General features: G+C 38.8%; 22 protein-coding genes and 2 pseudogenes. 8 read left to right on the plus strand and 16 right to left on the minus strand.

All coding sequences use genetic code 11. The annotated features are described in order from the left end of the window. Positions 1-45: 45 nt before the first annotated feature. Positions 46-888, plus strand: coding sequence for an IS3 family transposase (locus PI20285_RS10710; protein ID WP_105782276.1), 843 nt, complete (start codon positions 46-48; stop codon positions 886-888). 876 nt (positions 889-1764) lie between these two features. After that, positions 1765-3048, plus strand: coding sequence for an ISL3 family transposase (locus PI20285_RS10715; protein ID WP_010620868.1), 1284 nt, complete (start codon positions 1765-1767; stop codon positions 3046-3048). Positions 3049-3099: 51 nt separating this feature from the next. On the opposite strand, the gene PI20285_RS10720 is transcribed toward PI20285_RS10715, so the two are convergent. The 7 genes from PI20285_RS10720 to amaP form a co-directional block, all read right to left on the minus strand. After that, a complete protein-coding gene (locus PI20285_RS10720) occupies positions 3100-3315 on the minus strand; it encodes a CsbD family protein (protein ID WP_003680381.1) in 216 nt (71 codons plus the stop codon). A 197-nt stretch (positions 3316-3512) separates the two neighbouring features. After that, positions 3513-3653, minus strand: a complete 141-nt coding sequence (locus tag PI20285_RS10725) for a hypothetical protein (protein ID WP_003681696.1) — start codon at positions 3651-3653, stop codon at positions 3513-3515. Positions 3654-3664: 11 nt separating this feature from the next. Further along, entirely contained in the window at positions 3665-3916 is a 252-nt protein-coding gene (locus tag PI20285_RS10730; protein WP_003680323.1) for a GlsB/YeaQ/YmgE family stress response membrane protein, read from the minus strand. Positions 3917-3930: 14 nt separating this feature from the next. Further along, positions 3931-4182 (minus strand): GlsB/YeaQ/YmgE family stress response membrane protein, encoded by a 252-nt coding sequence (locus PI20285_RS10735; RefSeq protein WP_003680323.1) that lies wholly within the window; start codon positions 4180-4182, stop codon positions 3931-3933. 14 nt (positions 4183-4196) lie between these two features. Continuing rightward, complete coding sequence (locus tag PI20285_RS10740) at positions 4197-4739, minus strand: Asp23/Gls24 family envelope stress response protein (RefSeq protein ID WP_035168887.1); 543 nt, start codon at positions 4737-4739, stop codon at positions 4197-4199. Between the two features lie 27 nt (positions 4740-4766). Continuing rightward, positions 4767-4952, minus strand: coding sequence for a DUF2273 domain-containing protein (locus PI20285_RS10745; protein ID WP_003596522.1), 186 nt, complete (start codon positions 4950-4952; stop codon positions 4767-4769). A gap of 11 nt (positions 4953-4963) precedes the next feature. After that, positions 4964-5524, minus strand: coding sequence for an alkaline shock response membrane anchor protein AmaP (gene amaP / locus PI20285_RS10750; protein WP_057775567.1), 561 nt, complete (start codon positions 5522-5524; stop codon positions 4964-4966). Between the two features lie 177 nt (positions 5525-5701). On the opposite strand from amaP, the gene PI20285_RS10755 reads away from it, so the two are divergent. From PI20285_RS10755 to PI20285_RS10785, 6 genes and pseudogenes are all read left to right on the plus strand, one after another. After that, positions 5702-8200: a mucin-binding protein gene (locus PI20285_RS10755; RefSeq protein ID WP_105782277.1), complete on the plus strand. Its 2499-nt coding sequence runs from the start codon at positions 5702-5704 to the stop codon at positions 8198-8200. An 11-nt stretch (positions 8201-8211) separates the two neighbouring features. Next, positions 8212-8650 (plus strand): annotated as a pseudogene (locus PI20285_RS10760) (MarR family winged helix-turn-helix transcriptional regulator). 283 nt (positions 8651-8933) lie between these two features. Continuing rightward, the gene (locus tag PI20285_RS10765; protein WP_057746220.1) at positions 8934-10106 is read left to right on the plus strand and encodes an IS256 family transposase; all 1173 of its coding nucleotides are present in this window, start codon (positions 8934-8936) and stop codon (positions 10104-10106) included. 255 nt (positions 10107-10361) lie between these two features. Beyond that, a complete protein-coding gene (locus tag PI20285_RS10770) occupies positions 10362-10916 on the plus strand; it encodes a recombinase family protein (RefSeq protein WP_057775629.1) in 555 nt (184 codons plus the stop codon). 414 nt (positions 10917-11330) lie between these two features. Further along, positions 11331-12506, plus strand: a complete 1176-nt coding sequence (locus PI20285_RS10780; protein ID WP_105782278.1) for an IS256 family transposase — start codon at positions 11331-11333, stop codon at positions 12504-12506. 69 nt (positions 12507-12575) lie between these two features. Continuing rightward, positions 12576-13052 (plus strand): hypothetical protein, encoded by a 477-nt coding sequence (locus tag PI20285_RS10785; RefSeq protein ID WP_056986637.1) that lies wholly within the window; start codon positions 12576-12578, stop codon positions 13050-13052. A 175-nt stretch (positions 13053-13227) separates the two neighbouring features. Here PI20285_RS10785 and PI20285_RS10790 read toward each other — a convergent pair whose 3' ends face one another. The 9 genes and pseudogenes from PI20285_RS10790 to PI20285_RS10820 form a co-directional block, all read right to left on the minus strand. Beyond that, positions 13228-14187, minus strand: coding sequence for a metal ABC transporter solute-binding protein, Zn/Mn family (locus PI20285_RS10790; protein WP_082623343.1), 960 nt, complete (start codon positions 14185-14187; stop codon positions 13228-13230). A 5-nt stretch (positions 14188-14192) separates the two neighbouring features. Next, positions 14193-15008 carry an N-acetylmuramoyl-L-alanine amidase gene (locus PI20285_RS10795; RefSeq protein WP_245080721.1) on the minus strand — a complete coding sequence of 272 codons (816 nt, stop codon included), beginning with the start codon at positions 15006-15008 and terminating at the stop codon, positions 14193-14195. A 117-nt stretch (positions 15009-15125) separates the two neighbouring features. Beyond that, positions 15126-15254, minus strand: coding sequence for a putative metal homeostasis protein (locus tag PI20285_RS11680; protein WP_096587937.1), 129 nt, complete (start codon positions 15252-15254; stop codon positions 15126-15128). 30 nt (positions 15255-15284) lie between these two features. Next, positions 15285-15554, minus strand: coding sequence for a 30S ribosomal protein S14 (rpsN, locus tag PI20285_RS10800; RefSeq protein WP_024624168.1), 270 nt, complete (start codon positions 15552-15554; stop codon positions 15285-15287). A gap of 21 nt (positions 15555-15575) precedes the next feature. Continuing rightward, entirely contained in the window at positions 15576-15725 is a 150-nt protein-coding gene (rpmG, locus tag PI20285_RS10805) for a 50S ribosomal protein L33 (RefSeq protein ID WP_046870602.1), read from the minus strand. A 22-nt stretch (positions 15726-15747) separates the two neighbouring features. Further along, entirely contained in the window at positions 15748-16050 is a 303-nt protein-coding gene (locus PI20285_RS10810; protein ID WP_024624166.1) for a hypothetical protein, read from the minus strand. A gap of 26 nt (positions 16051-16076) precedes the next feature. Continuing rightward, on the minus strand, positions 16077-16256 hold the full coding sequence (rpmF, locus tag PI20285_RS10815) for a 50S ribosomal protein L32 (protein ID WP_046870603.1): 180 nt from the start codon (positions 16254-16256) through the stop codon (positions 16077-16079). A gap of 317 nt (positions 16257-16573) precedes the next feature. Then, a pseudogene (locus tag PI20285_RS12095) lies at positions 16574-16695 on the minus strand (IS30 family transposase); the annotation flags it as partial. Between the two features lie 331 nt (positions 16696-17026). Continuing rightward, the gene (locus tag PI20285_RS10820) at positions 17027-17503 is read right to left on the minus strand and encodes a hypothetical protein (protein ID WP_056986637.1); all 477 of its coding nucleotides are present in this window, start codon (positions 17501-17503) and stop codon (positions 17027-17029) included. Positions 17504-17528: the final 25 nt, after the last annotated feature.

The following is a 17528-nucleotide window of genomic DNA, read 5'->3' on the forward strand; positions in this document are numbered from 1 at the left end:
TTTGATTACATTCACCAAGAAAGCCATCACCACCAGGTAACCAAGATGTGCCGAATCCTCGGTGTTTCCAGAGCTCAGTATTATCGTTATCGATCCCCCAAACCTTCAAAACGCCGGGCCGAAGATGTGGACTTGAAACAACAGATTCTGCGGATCTTTGCGGAATTTAAGCAGCGATATGGTGTTATGAAGATCCACCATGAATTGAATCTGGAACTTCAACCACTGCAGCTTCGGTGCAGTCCACGACGGATTTCCCGGCTCATGAAGGAACTGGATATCCACTCCGTTACCGTCAATAAGTGGAAAGCGGCTTCGGCTTCCAAAACCAAGGTTGAACAGCGTCCCAACTTGCTTAAGCAGGATTTCTCGACCACTGGTTTAAATCAAAAATGGACCGCTGATATGACCTATATTCAAACGAAGCGTAATGGCTGGTGTTACTTATCAACCATCATGGACCTGCACTCACGACGGATTATCGGCTATTCGTTCTCAAAAAAGATGGATACTGATTTAGTCTTAAAGACCCTTGAAAGCGCGGTTAAAAATCGAACCATTACTGGGGACCTGATTATCCATACGGATTTAGGATCACAGTATACCAGCGATGATTACAATCAACGTTTAACTGAACTACATATCCGCCACTCATACAGCCGTAAGGGTTGTCCGTATGATAATGCGCCAATGGAATCCTTTCACGCTTCCCTCAAAAAGGAATGTGTTTATCCAGTGCCGGTCTTTGAAGATTATGAAACTGCCGCTGCCGTCCTTTTTGAATATGTGCATGCTTTCTACAATAGGAAGAGAATTCATAGTTCACTGGGCTACCAGACCCCCTTACAAGTTGAAATTGCAACACTTACGAGCCAAATGGCCGCCTGATTTAATGCTTTCCAGGGTTCAAATAAGTTATTAATCACGATTAATGATTTATTTGAGCTGTGGAGGGTAAACGCGGTTCTGAATGTCTCTTAAAATCTGTCTCAAATATTGACTTCAATCCAATGGCCTGTATGAAAGTGAAGAGCCAGATTTCACAGAACAATTAAATTCCTATAGTAAAGACTTAGCAAAGGAGATTATTCTTGATTTAATTGGAGCAACGGGTATTGATATACAAGAATTTGATAAATTAGCTATGAAGCTTTAGTTGTACTAATTGCAAATGGGACTACGGAAACTTTTAATAGATTTATCGAAAAGTTCAGCTAATCACTGTTTTTTTTGCATATGGTCAGGAGGTGGCGATATCATGATTAATTCATAGTAAATACGGGTATGAGTTTCCGGAGTGGGCACAGGCGGGTGCTCGGCTCGATAAGATGGTGTAAGGATAATAGACGTCGTGCTAAATAGCGTGGCGTTTTTATTTTGCCCAAAATTTGGAGGTGGCCGGCATGGGCCAGATGGTAAATAGCAGATTGGGCCTTGTCAGTCGCACAGAGACACGTTGCTTGGGTGACTTAGAACATCAGCTTAAAGATGGACGGTGGTAACGTAAAAAGCCGCAGCGACCACATAAGCCGCGTATTACAGTGTGGAGAAAAAACAAGGTAACAAGCGTGAAAAAATAAAAGAAGACCAGATTTTGGTCTTCTTAAAAATGATAATTTATTTGGGCTCTATACTTTTTCCTGTTGATGAACTACCAATGTGGTAATCTATTAACAGGATTTTTTTGAAAAAAAAAGAGGCCCACAGGTCCCCACACACAAAAAAATCCACCCACTACAGCATCATCAAAGGATGTGAGAAACCATGAACCCTATAGATAATAATATAAAATTTTCACTCAGTATTAAAGACCCAAATGTTATTTTTTTCAGTTATAAGCATCAATTCATAAAATCAAAACCTGCTAAAGTCTATGTTGCCAATGTAAAAGCCACTTATACAAGGTGTCCTCAATGTGGTTTTGAAAACTTTAGTCATAACGGACACTATGTGTCACGCGTTTCATATCCGTCGGCCAACGCTAGTGAGCCCGTCTATCTTGAACTTCATAAAGAACGATTAATCTGTAAAAATTGTGGAAACTCGGTAATGGCAACAACAGACCTCGTCAATAAGTATTGTAATATTTCCAAAGCTACCAGACAAAAAATATTCATGCATCTTCAGGATGATCGTACTCAGACTAGTATTGCTTTAGACAATAGTGTTTCTCCCAGTACCGTTTGTCGCTATTTAGACAACTATGATGATCTATTTCGGAGAAATTATCATTCTTTACCTGAGCACTTATCTATGGATGAATTTCGTGGTGTTGGCGGCGATTTCCACTTTCTTTGTATTAACGGTGATGGTGATCATGAAATTCAACAGATCCTACCGGATCGCTTTAAACAAACTATTATTGATTACTTTAATAAGTTTGACAGCACCGCTAGAAAGCAAGTAAAGACAGTTTCTCTGGACCTTAATAGTTACTATCAAGATATCGCCAGATTGGTATTTCCAAATGCCAAAATAATTGTCGATCGTTTTCATATTGTTGCGATGATGACTAGATCTTTTAACCAAAGTCGCGTTCAAATTATGAAAGAATACAAGAAACAATCCAAGGAATATCGGATGCTTAAATTCTCCTGGAAACTTTATTTAAAACACTTCGATGAGCTTGAGATTAAAAAAACATTTTTCGATCGACACCTTAGGAAACAAGTAACTCAACTCGAAAGAGTTCAGTTAGGTCTAGATGTTGATGAAAGACTGTTAAATACTTATAACGCCATGCAAGGCATTATGATATGTCTTAAAAATCACGACAAAGATGGTCTTGTTCAATATTTATATAACAACGATAAGCTTAGCTCGCAAATGAAAGATGTTTTAACCACATTTAAAAAGAATCTTGAAATAGTCCTCAATGCCAGTGAATCAAAGTATTCTAATGGTCCAATTGAAGGGATCAATAGAATGATTAAGCAAATTCAAAGAACTGCCTTCGGTTTCCGAAATTATCACCACTTAGTTTCAAGAGTTAAATTACAACAAATGAGAACCAAACCAAACAAAAAGACACTGTTAGAAGTTGCATAACTTCTAACAGTGTCCCAAATTCATCTATCAACAGGATTTGACAAAGAGCCTTTATTTATCGTCTTTATCTAACTTTTCCTTTACGTTATCAACCGTATCTTTAACAGCATCTTTGGCATCTGACAGTTTATCTTTAGCCTTACCTAGAATACCTTGACCCTTACCTTCAGCTTCGCGGGCCTTGTCGTTCGTAACCTTGCCTTCAACTTCTTTAGCTTTTCCACTTACCTTATCTTTGGTGCTATCAATTTTGTCATCTAGACTCATAATATAACCTCCCATAATGTATTTGTTACAACAGTATTATTCCACATTTTAATTTGCTTGTCTAATAAGGAGATCCTACAAGAGATAGTGTGAATGACACTTATAAGGTAGATTGCAAATTTAAATATTGATTAACTGATCTTCAATTGCTCAATCATTTACGTTCTAAGAAGCCTAATACAGATAAATTTGGCTAATTATCCATGTAATTTTTGTTGCAATGTATCACCAATGCCATCTACTTTCTTAGCAGCCAAGACGGTGCCACCGATGAGGACACCACCTACAATGAGCGTAGAAGCAATCATAAACTTAAATACACTTTTCAAGACGTCCATAAAATTCCCCCTTACTTTTTACTGGTTCGACCAACAACTAATGAAACAATCAGAACTAAAATAATTGCCCCGATGATCGATGGTATCAATGCCATGCCAGCTAACGAAGGGCCCCAAGTGCCAAGGAGCCCTTGGCCAATCCACGCACCGATTAAACCAGCTACGATGTTTGCAATCCAGCCCATAGCAGCACCACGGTTAGTGATTGCGCCAGCAATGGCACCAATGATTGCCCCGACGATTAATGACCAAATAAGTCCCATATTTACTCACTCCCTTACTTTTTACTGGTTCGACCAACAACTAATGAAACAATCAGAACTAAAATAATTGCCCCGATGATCGATGGTATCAATGCCATGCCAGCTAACGAAGGGCCCCAAGTGCCAAGGAGCCCTTGGCCAATCCACGCACCGATTAAACCAGCTACGATGTTTGCAATCCAGCCCATAGCAGCACCACGGTTAGTGATTGCGCCAGCAATGGCACCAATGATTGCCCCGACGATTAATGACCATATAAGTCCCATATTTACTCACTCCCTTAGTTAACACGACTAGATTTATTGTCAGACGTTACTTTATCAACGCTGTCACCTAATGTTTCCTTCGATTTCTTTGCGCCCTTACTGACGGCTTCCTTCGTTTTGTCTGTGGCATCGCTCACGCGATCTTGCAGAGAAGTCGAATCTTTTTCATATTGCTCCTTTGTCTTGACATCAACAACATTCACATTTACCTCAATTACTTCTAATTCGGTCATATTCTTTACTTCCCGAACGATAACATTTTTGATCTTGTCATACAGTTTAGAAATATCAATGCCGTATTCAGCAACAATGTCGAGATCCACTGCAACCTGCTTTTTTCCAACCTCTACATCAATTCCTGATGTGACATCTGAAGTATTAACTAGTTTTTCAGCAACATTTGCGAAAAAGCCGCCATCTACGGTTAATAAGCCATCTACTTCAGAAAGTGCGATACCAATGATCTTTTGAATAACCTTATCATCAAATGTTAAATTGCCTTTAACACCAGACTTTTCGTTAGTTGTTGTTTTCTCACTTGGCGTTCCATTCTGCATAATTTTTCCTCCTTATAATTCAAACAGTTATTTAAAAACATTTGTTAAGATACCAGTTTTTTGAATATAATAACCCGCGGTAATCCCGATTGCCATAAAAATCAAAACAAAAAGCGTCTTGAAAAATCCAAAAGTGATGATAAGGACCGCTAAGAGCAACCCCATAATTCCACCAATTAGTGGCCAAAAATAGGCTTTAATGAGTTCGGTCACGTTATCACCTCCTAGACAACTCGAGATTGTTGCACATTAGCGTCCAACTCATTAAAATCAACGAGTCTGATTTTAATTTTTTTCTGTTCAGAAATTCCAAGACAAATACGCAAATCTTTTTTTAATTGATTAAGAAAATTTGCAGTCTGTTGCTTGGCATTGACTGAATTTAGTAGATCACCCGATATTTTAAGTGTGATCCCTTTTCGTGATAACTTAGATGATACCTTGGGGTTGCCAATAAAGGGTTCATGTTGAAGTGCTGAAAGCGCAAAATGTTCAATAGCTTTCTTACTGACGGTCACTTGACCATCAGACTTTTGATGAAGATATAATGATTGTGACCGTGGCCAAAAAAGTGTGATAAGCAAAAAAATAATTAACAGTACCGCCAGAATTACTCCACTCCAAAAGAGGTATATCGGTTCGTACTGCTCCAACCAACCAAGCTTTAATGACATGGGTGTACTAGTACCAATGGCCGTTGACCAATTTTTAAAGACAAGAACTATGGATAAAGGAAATGCAAGGATAATAACAACTACTATTAATGCCTTAAATATAAATCGCAAATCATCACCACCTTTACCATAATTATATCAGGACAGTTGTGATGATGGAATTATATGCTCTTATAAGGAACCAATTAAGATTTTTGTTTGACTAAACCAATCTAGCCATTAGGGTATACCCAAACAAGCGGTAAGATATTAACTTGGACTACGACTGTCTCGAATTCTAATCAAGCAATGGCAATGATTGTCAGTGCATCAACTGGTGGTGCTAAGAATTTACAGCAATTTGAAATAATGAGTTTTGATTTTAAGCAAGCAGCGACAGTTAATGTTAAGTATGTTGATACAAAAGGTAATCAAATTGCTCAAGGTGAGGTTACTTATCCAAATGGCGCTAATGTTAATGGTACTTATACTACAGGACAATTAGAAATTCCCAATTATAAGTTTGTAAGAATGGATGATGGTACTGCCACTGGAGCAAAAAGTTTGCCAGCGACGGGTACTCTAACAAAAGCTGGAGATAATGGGACGGTTATTTATGTCTATGCACCAGCGTACACACAAACAAGCAAAACAATTAGTGAAACCATTAAGTATATTGACCAAGATGGTAAAGAAGTAGCAATAGGATATACGGCAGATCCAATTACATTTGTGACAGTAACTAATCCAGTTGATAACACAACAACAACGTATTACTCAACTAAAGCAAAGACTGCAACGCTGGATGATAATGGTGTGCCAACAGAAGCTGGATGGACAAAAGCAGACAGTACCGATTTCGCAGAAGTAGTTAATCCAGAAGTTGATGGCTATAAGGTAATCAGTAATGATGCCCCAAACTCTGATTTGACAAGCGTTGCAGTTCAAACTGTCTACACTAATTCTAGTGATCTTGACTTCACGGTGGTTTATGCCAAGAATGCGCCAACTATTACAACCGAAAGCAAGACGATTAATGAAACTATCCATTACGTCTACAAAGATGGTACGACAGCTCATGATGATTATGTGGCCAAGCCGGTTGAATTTACGCGTGAAGTCTCAACTGATGCGGTGACAGGTGAAAAGACCTATGGGTCTTGGTCAGCAGATCAAAGCTTTGCGGCAGTAACTAGCCCAGCTATTAAGGGTTACACGCCAGACCAGGCTGAAATTGGGTCACAAACTGTGAGTGGTGACTCCAGTGATCTTGATTTCACGGTGGTTTATGCTAAGAATGCGCCAACTATTACAACTGAAAGCAAGACGATTAATGAAACTATCCATTACGTCTACAAAGATGGTACGACAGCTCATGATGATTATGTGGCCAAGCCGGTTGAATTTACGCGTGAAGTCTCAACTGATGCGGTGACAGGTGAAAAGACCTATGGGTCTTGGTCAGCAGATCAAAGCTTTGCGGCAGTAACTAGCCCAGCTATTAAGGGTTACACGCCAGACCAGGCTGAAATTGGGTCACAAACTGTGAGTGGTGACTCCAGTGATCTTGATTTCACGGTGGTTTATGCTAAGAATGCGCCAACTATTACAACCGAAAGCAAGACGATTAATGAAACTATCCATTACGTCTACAAAGATGGTACGACAGCTCATGATGATTATGTGGCCAAGCCGGTTGAATTTACGCGTGAAGTCTCAACTGATGCGGTGACAGGTGAAAAGACCTATGGGTCTTGGTCAGCAGATCAAAGCTTTGCGGCAGTAACTAGCCCAGCTATTAAGGGTTACACGCCAGACCAGGCTGAAATTGGGTCACAAACTGTGAGTGGTGACTCCAGTGATCTTGATTTCACGGTGGTTTATGCTAAGAATGCGCCAACTATTACAACTGAAAGCAAGACGATTAATGAAACTATCCATTACGTCTACAAAGATGGTACGACAGCTCATGATGATTATGTGGCCAAGCCGGTTGAATTTACGCGTGAAGTCTCAACTGATGCGGTGACAGGTGAAAAGACCTATGGGTCTTGGTCAGCAGATCAAAGCTTTGCGGCAGTAACTAGCCCAGCTATTAAGGGTTACACGCCAGACCAGGCTGAAATTGGGTCACAAACTGTGAGTGGTGACTCCAGTGATCTTGATTTCACGGTGGTTTATGCTAAGAATGCGCCAACTATTACAACCGAAAGCAAGACGATTAATGAAACTATCCATTACGTCTACAAAGATGGTACGACAGCTCATGATGATTATGTGGCCAAGCCGGTTGAATTTACGCGTGAAGTCTCAACTGATGCGGTGACAGGTGAAAAGACCTATGGGTCTTGGTCAGCAGATCAAAGCTTTGCGGCAGTAACTAGCCCAGCTATTAAGGGTTACACGCCAGACCAGGCTGAAATTGGGTCACAAACTGTGAGTGGTGACGCTAGTGATCTTGACTTTACAGTAGTTTATACCAAGGATGCGCCAACAAAGCCGGTTGACCCAAGTCAACCAACGACGCCAACAAAACCAGTTAACCCAAGTCAACCAACGACGCCAACAAAACCAGTTAACCCAAGTCAACCAACGACGCCAATAAAGCCGATTAACCCAAGCCAATCAACGACACCTGCTAAGCCGGTTCAGGCTGGTCAAGCAGCGGCTACTAATTTTGTGGATCAACGGTTGCCTCAAACTGATGAAACTGATCAACGACACATGACACTGAGTGGTTTATTACTATTAGCCATGAGTAGTTTGTTAGGACTCTTCGGAATGACTAAGCGGCAGCGCAAAGAATAGGATGATATTATATGCTAAATCAGCAGCAAACTAAGATCCAGTTTGAGAGCTTAGCAACCCTTCAAGCTATTCAGAAACAAGGCATACCAGATGTTAGTGCAAGGGCTGGCCACAACTGGTTTCTCAATGCGTGAGTGGGGAATATTAGTCTATCTTGAACAACACGGACAAGCCACTGCTAGTGAATTGGCTGATGCGTTCATGGTTACGCGCACACTAATTTCCAGAAACACTTGGCGACTGATTCAAGATAATTTAATTCAATCACAAGTAAATCAAACTGATCGACGAATTGTGCGGCTAACCTTGACTACTAATGGCCAAGAAACTGTCCAAAGGAGCGTTCGGCAAGTGCAAGCAAATTTAAAAACTTTCAACCAAAGTCACGATTTGGAGAAGTTGACTAAACAAGTGGAAACTTTGTCACAACAACTGGCTAAGATAAATTAAAAGTTTTTCAAAGTAAGTAAAGATGCCTTAATGTAAATAAAGATCGGTCCGTTAAAACCCTTGGGGTTGAGCAGGCCGGTCTTTTGTTGAAGTGAAGAAAATTTAAACATTAAGATTATTTTAGTCTCGTGACAATAATCATTTTGTATACCTAAGTAATTAATCGAGCATTGCAAGTGAGTGTTTAAATAATTATGTGTAAATGAATTATTGGGAATTGAAAAAGGGAAGCCTCTCCCTTATGATAGTTAGCGTCTAAACAAACATCACAGGAGGCTTCCCCATGAATCAGTTTACCAAAGAAATTGTCACAGCACTAGCTCAGAATCAAGATTTAGACCTCATTTTTAAAGATCACCTAGAAATTGCCGTTAATGAATTACTTCAAAATGAGCTTTCCGCCTTTTTAGGCTATGAACGCTATGATAGAGCTGGATTTAACTCTGGTAATTCACGCAATGGCAACTACTTAAGAACCTTCAAAACTAAATATGGCGAGTTGAATCTCACGGTTCCACGTGATCGTAATGGCGAATTTATTAACCACACCTTACCTGCTTATCAGCGCCAAACAGACCAACTGGAACAGACGGTCATCCAGCTTTATCAAAAAGGCATTACTACCCATGAAATCTCCGATCTCATGGAAAAAATGTATGGTGCTTATTACACACCGCAAACAGTTTCTAACTTAACTAAAGTCGTTAATGAACAAGTTGAAGCTTTCAAAAGTAGAACATTGTCAGAAAAATATGCGGTTATCTATCTGGATGCCACTTATCTGCCGTTAAGACGCGACACCGTCGCAAAAGAAGCAGTCCACATTGCGATCGGTATACAGCCTAATGGGCATAAAGAAGTCTTATCATACAAAATAGCGCCTACTGAATCTGGTGCAATTTGGACAGAGGTATTGGCTGATCTGAAACAACGAGGGGTGCAACAGAATTTACTTTTTGTGGCCGATGGCTTAGTTGGATTGGCGTCTGCGGTTGGCAAATATTACCCCGAAGCCGTTATTCAACAATGTCTCGTTCATGTAAGTCGTAATATCTCGCATCGTATTCGTGTGAAAGACCGTAAAGAAGTCTTAGGTGATTTTAAATTAATCCATCAATCATCTGATAAACAGGCGGCAGAGCACAGCCTAGCTAACTTTATCAATCGCTGGCGCAAACGATATCCTAAAGTTACCCAAGGGTTATTAGAAAATCAGAAATTATTGACGTGTTTTGATTTCCCAGCAGCTATTCGGGCTAGTATTTACAGCACAAACCTAATTGAATCATTTAATAAAAAATTCAAGCGGCAGACTAAAAAACGTGAACAGTTTCCAAATGAGGAATCCTTAGAAAGAACCTTGATGACGGTTATTCTGGATTACAATGACAAGTTTGATCAGCGGGTGCATAAGGGATTCAACATGGTTGAAGACACATTAGAATCTATGTTTTAAAAAAAGGACGAGAGGCTTTTCTATTTACACATAAAATTTGACACTCTCTTGCAAGTGGCAAAGTTTCTCACCATTAAAAAAGCTTAGATATATTTAGATACAAATTTTTTGACGTTTTGAATATGTGATAATTAAAGTGTTTAAATGGAACGAACCAGGTCACAACTTAACAGTTGTGGCCTGTTTTTTGATGCTGTATAATTAAAGGGTTAGAACCGTGTCATTACTTAATGACATAAGTAAGGAGATAAAAAGATGAAATATGGCTATGCGCGGGTCAGTACCACTGATCAAAAATTAGCAAATCAAATTGAGTTACTAAAATTGGCAGGAGCAGAAAAAATCTTTCAAGAAAAGTTTACTGGCACAACTACCGAACGACCGGAGTTTCAAAAACTGTTGCGCGCTCTAAAAACAGGTGATACTTTGATTGTCACTAAGCTGGATCGGTTTGCACGGAACACGCGCGAGGCCTTAGCCATTATCCAAGAGTTGTTTAAAGAAAATGTCAAAGTCAACATTTTGAATATGGGCTTAATTGACAATACGCCGACTGGCCAATTAGTCTTTACAATATTTAGCGCCTTTGCGCAGTTTGAACGCGATATGATTGTCACGCGCACACAAGAAGGTAAAGTGTATGCCAAGCAACATGATCCGTTGTTTCGGGAAGGGCGACCGAAAACGTATTCTGATGAACAGATCAGATTTGCTTATGAGTTGCGAAAACAAGGCATGACTTATAAGATGATTGAACGAAAGACGGGGATTAGTAAACGCACGCAACAGCGAAGGTTTAAGTCGATTTAAAAATAGGTGTTTTAAGAATTGAATGTTTAATTAATCACGTACGACGGGGATTGCCGCTTTATTAAACAGTTGTGAGAGAAATTTATTTAGGGATTTTAAGCACTATTTATACCTGTTGTGCTATTGAGGTTAGTTGTGATAAGGATTAATTTGTACTACAAAAGGCCTACTCAATTGTTAGTTGAGAAGGCCTTTTGTGGGTATTTTGATTAGAGCTATTAACCCTATGCTAATTATAAGGCTTAGCTTTCAAATGGAACATACTATTATCCAAATTATGATTTGTTAAGGTGGTGTGAGAGCATAAAATATCTTGTGTAAATGCATAAAAGATTTCTGAATTGTATAGAAATAGGGAATGCCTTCCCTTATGATATTTAGTAACCACAGAAAACATCACAGGAGGCATTCCCCATGAATGAACTTACCACAGAAATTATCGCTGCACTAGCCCAAAAGCAAGATTTGGACGAAGTTTTTCGTCACCACCTCGAAATTGCGATTAACCAGCTGCTTCAAACCGAATTGGCAGAGTTTTTGGGTTACGAACGCTACTCATACGCTGGGATTAACACTGGTAATAACCGCAACGGCAGTTATGAGCGCTCGTTTGATACGAAGTACGGCCAACTTAACTTAACCATTCCTCGAGATCGCAATGGCCGGTTTGAAAATCATACCTTGCCAGCCTACGGTCGGCACAGTGATAATTTAGAAACAACGGTCATTCAGTTGTATACCAAGGGCATTACCACTGCTGAAATTGCCGAACTCATTGAGAAAATGTACGGTGCTCACTACTCCAAAGCCACGGTTTCCAACATGACTAAAGCCGTCAATGAACAGGTTCAAGCTTTCCAGCAACGTCGACTGGCTTCACAATATGCGGCCATCTTCTTAGATGCCACTTACTTGCCGTTAAAGCGGGATACCGTTCAAAAAGAAGCCGTTCATATTGCGATTGGCATTCGTCCAGATGGTACGAAAGAAGTGCTGAACTACCAAGTGGCGCCAACGGAATCGACTGGAATCTGGACTGAACTGCTGGGAACCTTGATCAAGCAGGGCGTTAAAGATGTGCTGTTGTTTGTGTCCGATGGGTTAGTTGGTTTGGATGAAGGCTTGAATCGGCATTTCCCTAAAGCCAAACGACAACGTTGCCTGGTTCATGTTGGGCGGAATCTGATGAACAAAGTTCGCGTAAAAGACCGCAAGGCCGTGATCAGTGACTTTAAACAAGTTCATCGGGCCGCCAACCGTGAAGCAGCCGAACTGAAACTGAATGAGTTCGCCAACAACTGGCATCAGACCTATCCCAAATTAATCAAAGATCTGCTTAAAATGCCGAATTTACTCACTTTCATGGACTTTCCACCAGCTATCCGGCAATCACTATACGCCACTAACCTGATTGAGAACTTTAATAAGCATCTCAAGCGCACCACCCACCACAAAGAACAATTTCCAACGGAAGATTCACTGGATCGCTTCCTGGTTTCTCAGTTTAATGTTTATAACGAGAAGTCTCTGAAGCGGATCCACCGAGGGTTCAAAGGACTCCAGGACACCTTGGAAGCATCATTTATTTAAGTTAGATACATATTATATGTACGAAGGCATTTCATTTACACAAGATTCTTGACGCTACCAAGATTTTACTTGCCATACGTTTTAGGTATAGTGATAGCACCTATAATAGGTGGTTTAGTTGGAAAAAGAAGCAAAAAAATTTCTTTAATTGGAATGACAGTTGGACTGATATTAGTATTAATCACGCCATTTTTTACAAGTAGTGTTTTAATATTAAGCACTTTTAAGAGTGTTTTTAATGGCTGGTTGACTGAAATATATAGGCATCAAGATGAGTTACCAAAGGATAAACGTATCTGGGTTAAGTACACTATTCAAAGTATGGGAAGTATCGCCCATCAGTTTGTTTTAATGATAATAGGTTCTTTACTTGTTATGGGCAATCAATCATCAGTTAAAACCTTTTTTGTTGTGACTAGTCAGAAAATTCCTACGGTCGAAAGCAGAACTTTGATGACCAACTGGAATGGCATTGCAACAGGAATCCTGTTGATTGGGTTGATTGTCTATGGACTAGGTTCAGCAATCAAAATAAACGTAAAATGATGTCATTTTTGCAGCGATCCACAAAAATTTGAGTGAATTTTTAATTGGGCACTAGCATTCAATGGGTTGGGGCGACTTGATTGTAGCACAGGACGATAGGCCCTTTTGTTGTGCATAAAAATAGTGTTGATGGATTTTATCCATCAACACCAAAATATCATAAACCCCATAAAAATTACTTTTCTGTAGTACTAATTATCTTATAAAGTTGCTGATACTGACTAAGCATCCAAGTTTTATAAGTTTTTCCGGACGGTAAAGTTTCAGTAACAGCCAGAACTGGAACATTATTTTTTCTTGCTAAACTTACTAAATTGTTAACAGTATTTGAATCCACTTGTTTGTTAAAAACAAAGAACGCAATTTTGTGATTCTTAATATTTGTTTGCATTGTTTTAATAGTCTTTGGAGATGGATCAACACCATTTTCAGTGTCTTCCTCAAAACTATGATCTGCTACTTTAAAACCGGCGGCCTGTAAAGCGTAATCAAATACCGGTTCACTAACGTAAACCTCTTTATTGGTAGTCTTCTTAGCGACTGCATTGATTCGTTTAATTTGTTGATTAATCGAAGCTAAAGACTTAATATATTGCTTGGCATTGGCTTTAAAGTAAGCTTCGTTTTTAGGTTGTAATTTACTGAAATGTTTAGCCAAGTCGTTAGCTAGTTTAGGCATTGTTTTTGGGTTATACCACAAATGCGGATTATCTCCATCCTTTTTATCTAAAAGATCTTCACCAACTTTAATATATGTAGCCTTAGGGGCATTTTTAGCCAACTTGCTCATCCAGCCATCATAACCCACTCCGTTTGCAACCAATACATTGGAGTTAGCCACTTCTTTAGCTATTTTGGAGGTTGGCTCATAATCATGTGGATCAACACTAGGATTATTAATCACAGACGTTACATGTCCCTTGTTGCCGACAACTGCCTTAGCGACTTCCCCATAAAAATCAGTTGTTGCTGTTACTGTTATTTTATTATTTTTAGTGGATGAAGTAGATTGTGAGCACCCAGCTATAAACGTCGCGGTCCCAATAAAAGTAATAATCAATGTTAAAAGCTTTAATGTTTTTTTCAAAATTATTTTCTCCTCAAACAATAATATATTTAATGGTTGAAATACCATTTTACCTAATGCACGTACTGTGTAATTCCTCTTACTACATCACGGGCAACTAATCTTTGATATATTTTAGATTTTATGTGTTTAAAATCATGTGTGCTATCCATAAATCCCATTTCAATTAGTACTGCCGGTCTTTGATTATCGCGTAACACTTCAAAATCGCCAAAAGCTATTCCACGATTAACTAACGGAAGATTAACAAAATTATTGTTAAGTTTCTGAGCAAGCTTACGAGCATTCTGATGGTATTGAAACACTTCAAACCCTTGGGCAGCATTTTTCTTTCCCGCAGAATTAAAATGAAAACTAATAAACAACGTTGCCTTATCCATATTAGCTATTTTAGGCCGTTTAGACAATGATACCGATTGATCTGATTGACGAGTTAGTATAACCCGTGAATATTTTGACCTTAATAACTGGGCTACTGCCAAGGCGGTTGGCAAGGTGTATGTTTTTTCCATGGCGCCATGCAACCCAATGGTACCGGAATCAATCCCACCATGCCCTGGATCAAGAACGATTGTTGCTTCTGCCAATGAATTGATAGCTCGATACTTAGTTTGATGAATCAACCAGCTTGCAACCCAGCCTTGATGATGGCCAACTTTAACACGCCACCATTTAGTATGAACGTTCTTTTTTTCTACCTTTAATCTGGTTCCGTAAGCGAGCTTTTCGATAATGTGACCCTTTGGTGTCGGCATGTCACGCAAATTAATTGTTTGTGCAGTGACTTTAGGCTCACAGAAATATTGAATAGTTAGATGTCCCACGATATATACGAGACCAACAATAATGATGACACGTAATATAAACAATGGCTGCTTCCAGAATGGTATTTTGTTATTAATCAATGTGCTCAAATCCTTAATCATTTAATGTGATTTAAGCATAGTGATTAACAGTCTCTTTGTAAAGTACGGCAGAGGCTCTAATTAGTCTGCCCGGGTAAACAGCCGTCTCTGTTTTTTAATCACTTTAATCGTTTTCAACGCACGTTTTCTTGTCTTTATATTGGGACTTTTTAGATGTCTGCAAGCACTCGAATGGTCTTCCTTTTCCATGATAGTTATCCTCACTACAAAATTTTATAATTACCAACTGGCCTTGTGTATCCCAGAAATTTGTCCCAGTAAGGCATATTTGCGGAAATTTAATCGGGACATTCCAAACTTACGCATATACCCACGAGGCCGCCCATCTAAAACATCTCGATTTCGTAATCGGATTGGATTAGAATCCTTGGGCAACTTAGCCAGTGCCACGTAATCTCCCTGTGCTTTTAAATTTTTCCGTTCACCAGCATACTTCGCAACTAACTTCTTCTGACGCTCATATCTAGCTATTTTTGACTTCTTAGCCATTAGAATTTTCCCCCTTGTGCCCTAATTAATCTCAGTGAACCAAACTCTGTGTTTTAACTTTGGCGAGTATTTTTTTAATTTGATCTTATGAGGTGTATTCTTAGGATTCTTACTTGTCAAATACAGTTTTTCCTTTGTGTCCGCATTAGCTAAAATAATTGTTTTCCACATTTTTGCACCTTCCTTATTGGGTTTAAAAAGAACAAGCACCTAGCAGACTATCCATAGCATCTTCATCAACTGATGAAATCACAAATTTTACTTGTCGCGCCATTGAAAAATCTATAATTTGTCCTTGATGGTCTAAAAAGAGCAAATCGTATTCTGCCTTAATCATTCCTAGAATAGCGACTATTAGCCAGGTACTATTACTTAAGGGTGATTGAACCGTCAAGTAATTATTAGAATTACTAAACTTAAGATTAGCTTTTGGACAATCATAATAATTAAAAGCACACTGGAAACATTGTTTTATTAGCTGATCCGAGAATTCCATGCTAAGACTCCTATTGCTCTTCATCATCACTTGAGCGATTTATGAATTACCTGTTTTCCGTGATAATAACCCGATAATGAGACATGATGTGAAAGTACATATTCTTGAAGTTGGTTATCCCAATGAATAGCCGGCAACATTAACTTTTGTGTAGCTCTTCGTTTCCTCTTTCGAGATTTGGACTGACGGCGTGCAGGTGTAGCCATAAAATCATTTCCTTCCGTTCTAAATAGTAATCGCTACGATTTAGCATACGATATTGCGTTTGCTATGTCAATATAAAATATCCTTGACAAAGCATAGGCAATGTAGCAGACTACAAAAAGCAATTATTACGATTTACAATCGATTTTTACTTTTCCCTTTGCTTAGAGAACCCCCGCTTTAAGTAATCCCATTCTAGGGACTACTCCTAAAGTTCATGCGGAAGTCACTTAACTTTAGGAGTTTTATTATGGAAATAATTTCAAATACAACAATATTAAAAACATTACTAGGTAGATTAAAAATTCGATCCGATTTTTTACAAATTGGTTAGCGTAACCTGATAAGGTGCTTGCTAGTGGGGACTTTAGATGGTTTTTGGTTAATCTGGAGTAACATAGTTGTTAAATCTTGATCACAAATGTGACCAGAACAAGTCCCTTAGGTTAAAAAATACAGTGTTTGACTTATCTCCTGATAATTAATATTAATATACTTGACATAGGATCTATATGGATAATCAATGTTTGATGACATTCTGAAATAAATAAGCGGCTATACCAACGATTATCTCCATGTTAGTATGAGCCGCTTATTAATAGTTTGGGGTCTATGATATTTGGTGTTGATGGATAAAATCCATCAACACTATTTTTATGCACAACAAAAGGGCCTATCGTCCTGTGCTACAATCAAGTCGCCCCAACCCATTGAATGCTAGTGCCCAATTAAAAATTCACTCAAATTTTTGTGGATCGCTGCAAAAATGACATCATTTTACGTTTATTTTGATTGCTGAACCTAGTCCATAGACAATCAACCCAATCAACAGGATTCCTGTTGCAATGCCATTCCAGTTGGTCATCAAAGTTCTGCTTTCGACCGTAGGAATTTTCTGACTAGTCACAACAAAAAAGGTTTTAACTGATGATTGATTGCCCATAACAAGTAAAGAACCTATTATCATTAAAACAAACTGATGGGCGATACTTCCCATACTTTGAATAGTGTACTTAACCCAGATACGTTTATCCTTTGGTAACTCATCTTGATGCCTATATATTTCAGTCAACCAGCCATTAAAAACACTCTTAAAAGTGCTTAATATTAAAACACTACTTGTAAAAAATGGCGTGATTAATACTAATATCAGTCCAACTGTCATTCCAATTAAAGAAATTTTTTTGCTTCTTTTTCCAACTAAACCACCTATTATAGGTGCTATCACTATACCTAAAACGTATGGCAAGTAAAATCTTGGTAGCGTCAAGAAT

This window comes from Pediococcus inopinatus (assembly GCF_002982135.1).
Classification (GTDB): domain Bacteria; phylum Bacillota; class Bacilli; order Lactobacillales; family Lactobacillaceae; genus Pediococcus; species Pediococcus inopinatus.

What these genes read in the sequence shown, in the direction of transcription:
- PI20285_RS10710 (WP_105782276.1), top strand. Translation starts at nt 46, where the DNA reads ATGTGCCGAATCCTCGGTGTTTCCAGAGCTCAGTATTATCGTTATCGA.
- PI20285_RS10715 (WP_010620868.1), top strand. Translation starts at nt 1,765, where the DNA reads ATGAACCCTATAGATAATAATATAAAATTTTCACTCAGTATTAAAGAC.
- PI20285_RS10720 (WP_003680381.1), bottom strand. Translation starts at nt 3,315, where the DNA reads ATGAGTCTAGATGACAAAATTGATAGCACCAAAGATAAGGTAAGTGGA.
- PI20285_RS10725 (WP_003681696.1), bottom strand. Translation starts at nt 3,653, where the DNA reads ATGGACGTCTTGAAAAGTGTATTTAAGTTTATGATTGCTTCTACGCTC.
- PI20285_RS10730 (WP_003680323.1), bottom strand. Translation starts at nt 3,916, where the DNA reads ATGGGACTTATTTGGTCATTAATCGTCGGGGCAATCATTGGTGCCATT.
- PI20285_RS10735 (WP_003680323.1), bottom strand. Translation starts at nt 4,182, where the DNA reads ATGGGACTTATATGGTCATTAATCGTCGGGGCAATCATTGGTGCCATT.
- PI20285_RS10740 (WP_035168887.1), bottom strand. Translation starts at nt 4,739, where the DNA reads ATGCAGAATGGAACGCCAAGTGAGAAAACAACAACTAACGAAAAGTCT.
- PI20285_RS10755 (WP_105782277.1), top strand. Translation starts at nt 5,702, where the DNA reads ATGGCAATGATTGTCAGTGCATCAACTGGTGGTGCTAAGAATTTACAG.
- PI20285_RS10765 (WP_057746220.1), top strand. Translation starts at nt 8,934, where the DNA reads ATGAATCAGTTTACCAAAGAAATTGTCACAGCACTAGCTCAGAATCAA.
- PI20285_RS10770 (WP_057775629.1), top strand. Translation starts at nt 10,362, where the DNA reads ATGAAATATGGCTATGCGCGGGTCAGTACCACTGATCAAAAATTAGCA.
- PI20285_RS10780 (WP_105782278.1), top strand. Translation starts at nt 11,331, where the DNA reads ATGAATGAACTTACCACAGAAATTATCGCTGCACTAGCCCAAAAGCAA.
- PI20285_RS10790 (WP_082623343.1), bottom strand. Translation starts at nt 14,187, where the DNA reads ATGGTATTTCAACCATTAAATATATTATTGTTTGAGGAGAAAATAATT.
- PI20285_RS11680 (WP_096587937.1), bottom strand. Translation starts at nt 15,254, where the DNA reads ATGGAAAAGGAAGACCATTCGAGTGCTTGCAGACATCTAAAAAGTCCC.
- rpsN (WP_024624168.1), bottom strand. Translation starts at nt 15,554, where the DNA reads ATGGCTAAGAAGTCAAAAATAGCTAGATATGAGCGTCAGAAGAAGTTA.
- rpmG (WP_046870602.1), bottom strand. Translation starts at nt 15,725, where the DNA reads ATGTGGAAAACAATTATTTTAGCTAATGCGGACACAAAGGAAAAACTG.
- PI20285_RS10810 (WP_024624166.1), bottom strand. Translation starts at nt 16,050, where the DNA reads ATGGAATTCTCGGATCAGCTAATAAAACAATGTTTCCAGTGTGCTTTT.
- rpmF (WP_046870603.1), bottom strand. Translation starts at nt 16,256, where the DNA reads ATGGCTACACCTGCACGCCGTCAGTCCAAATCTCGAAAGAGGAAACGA.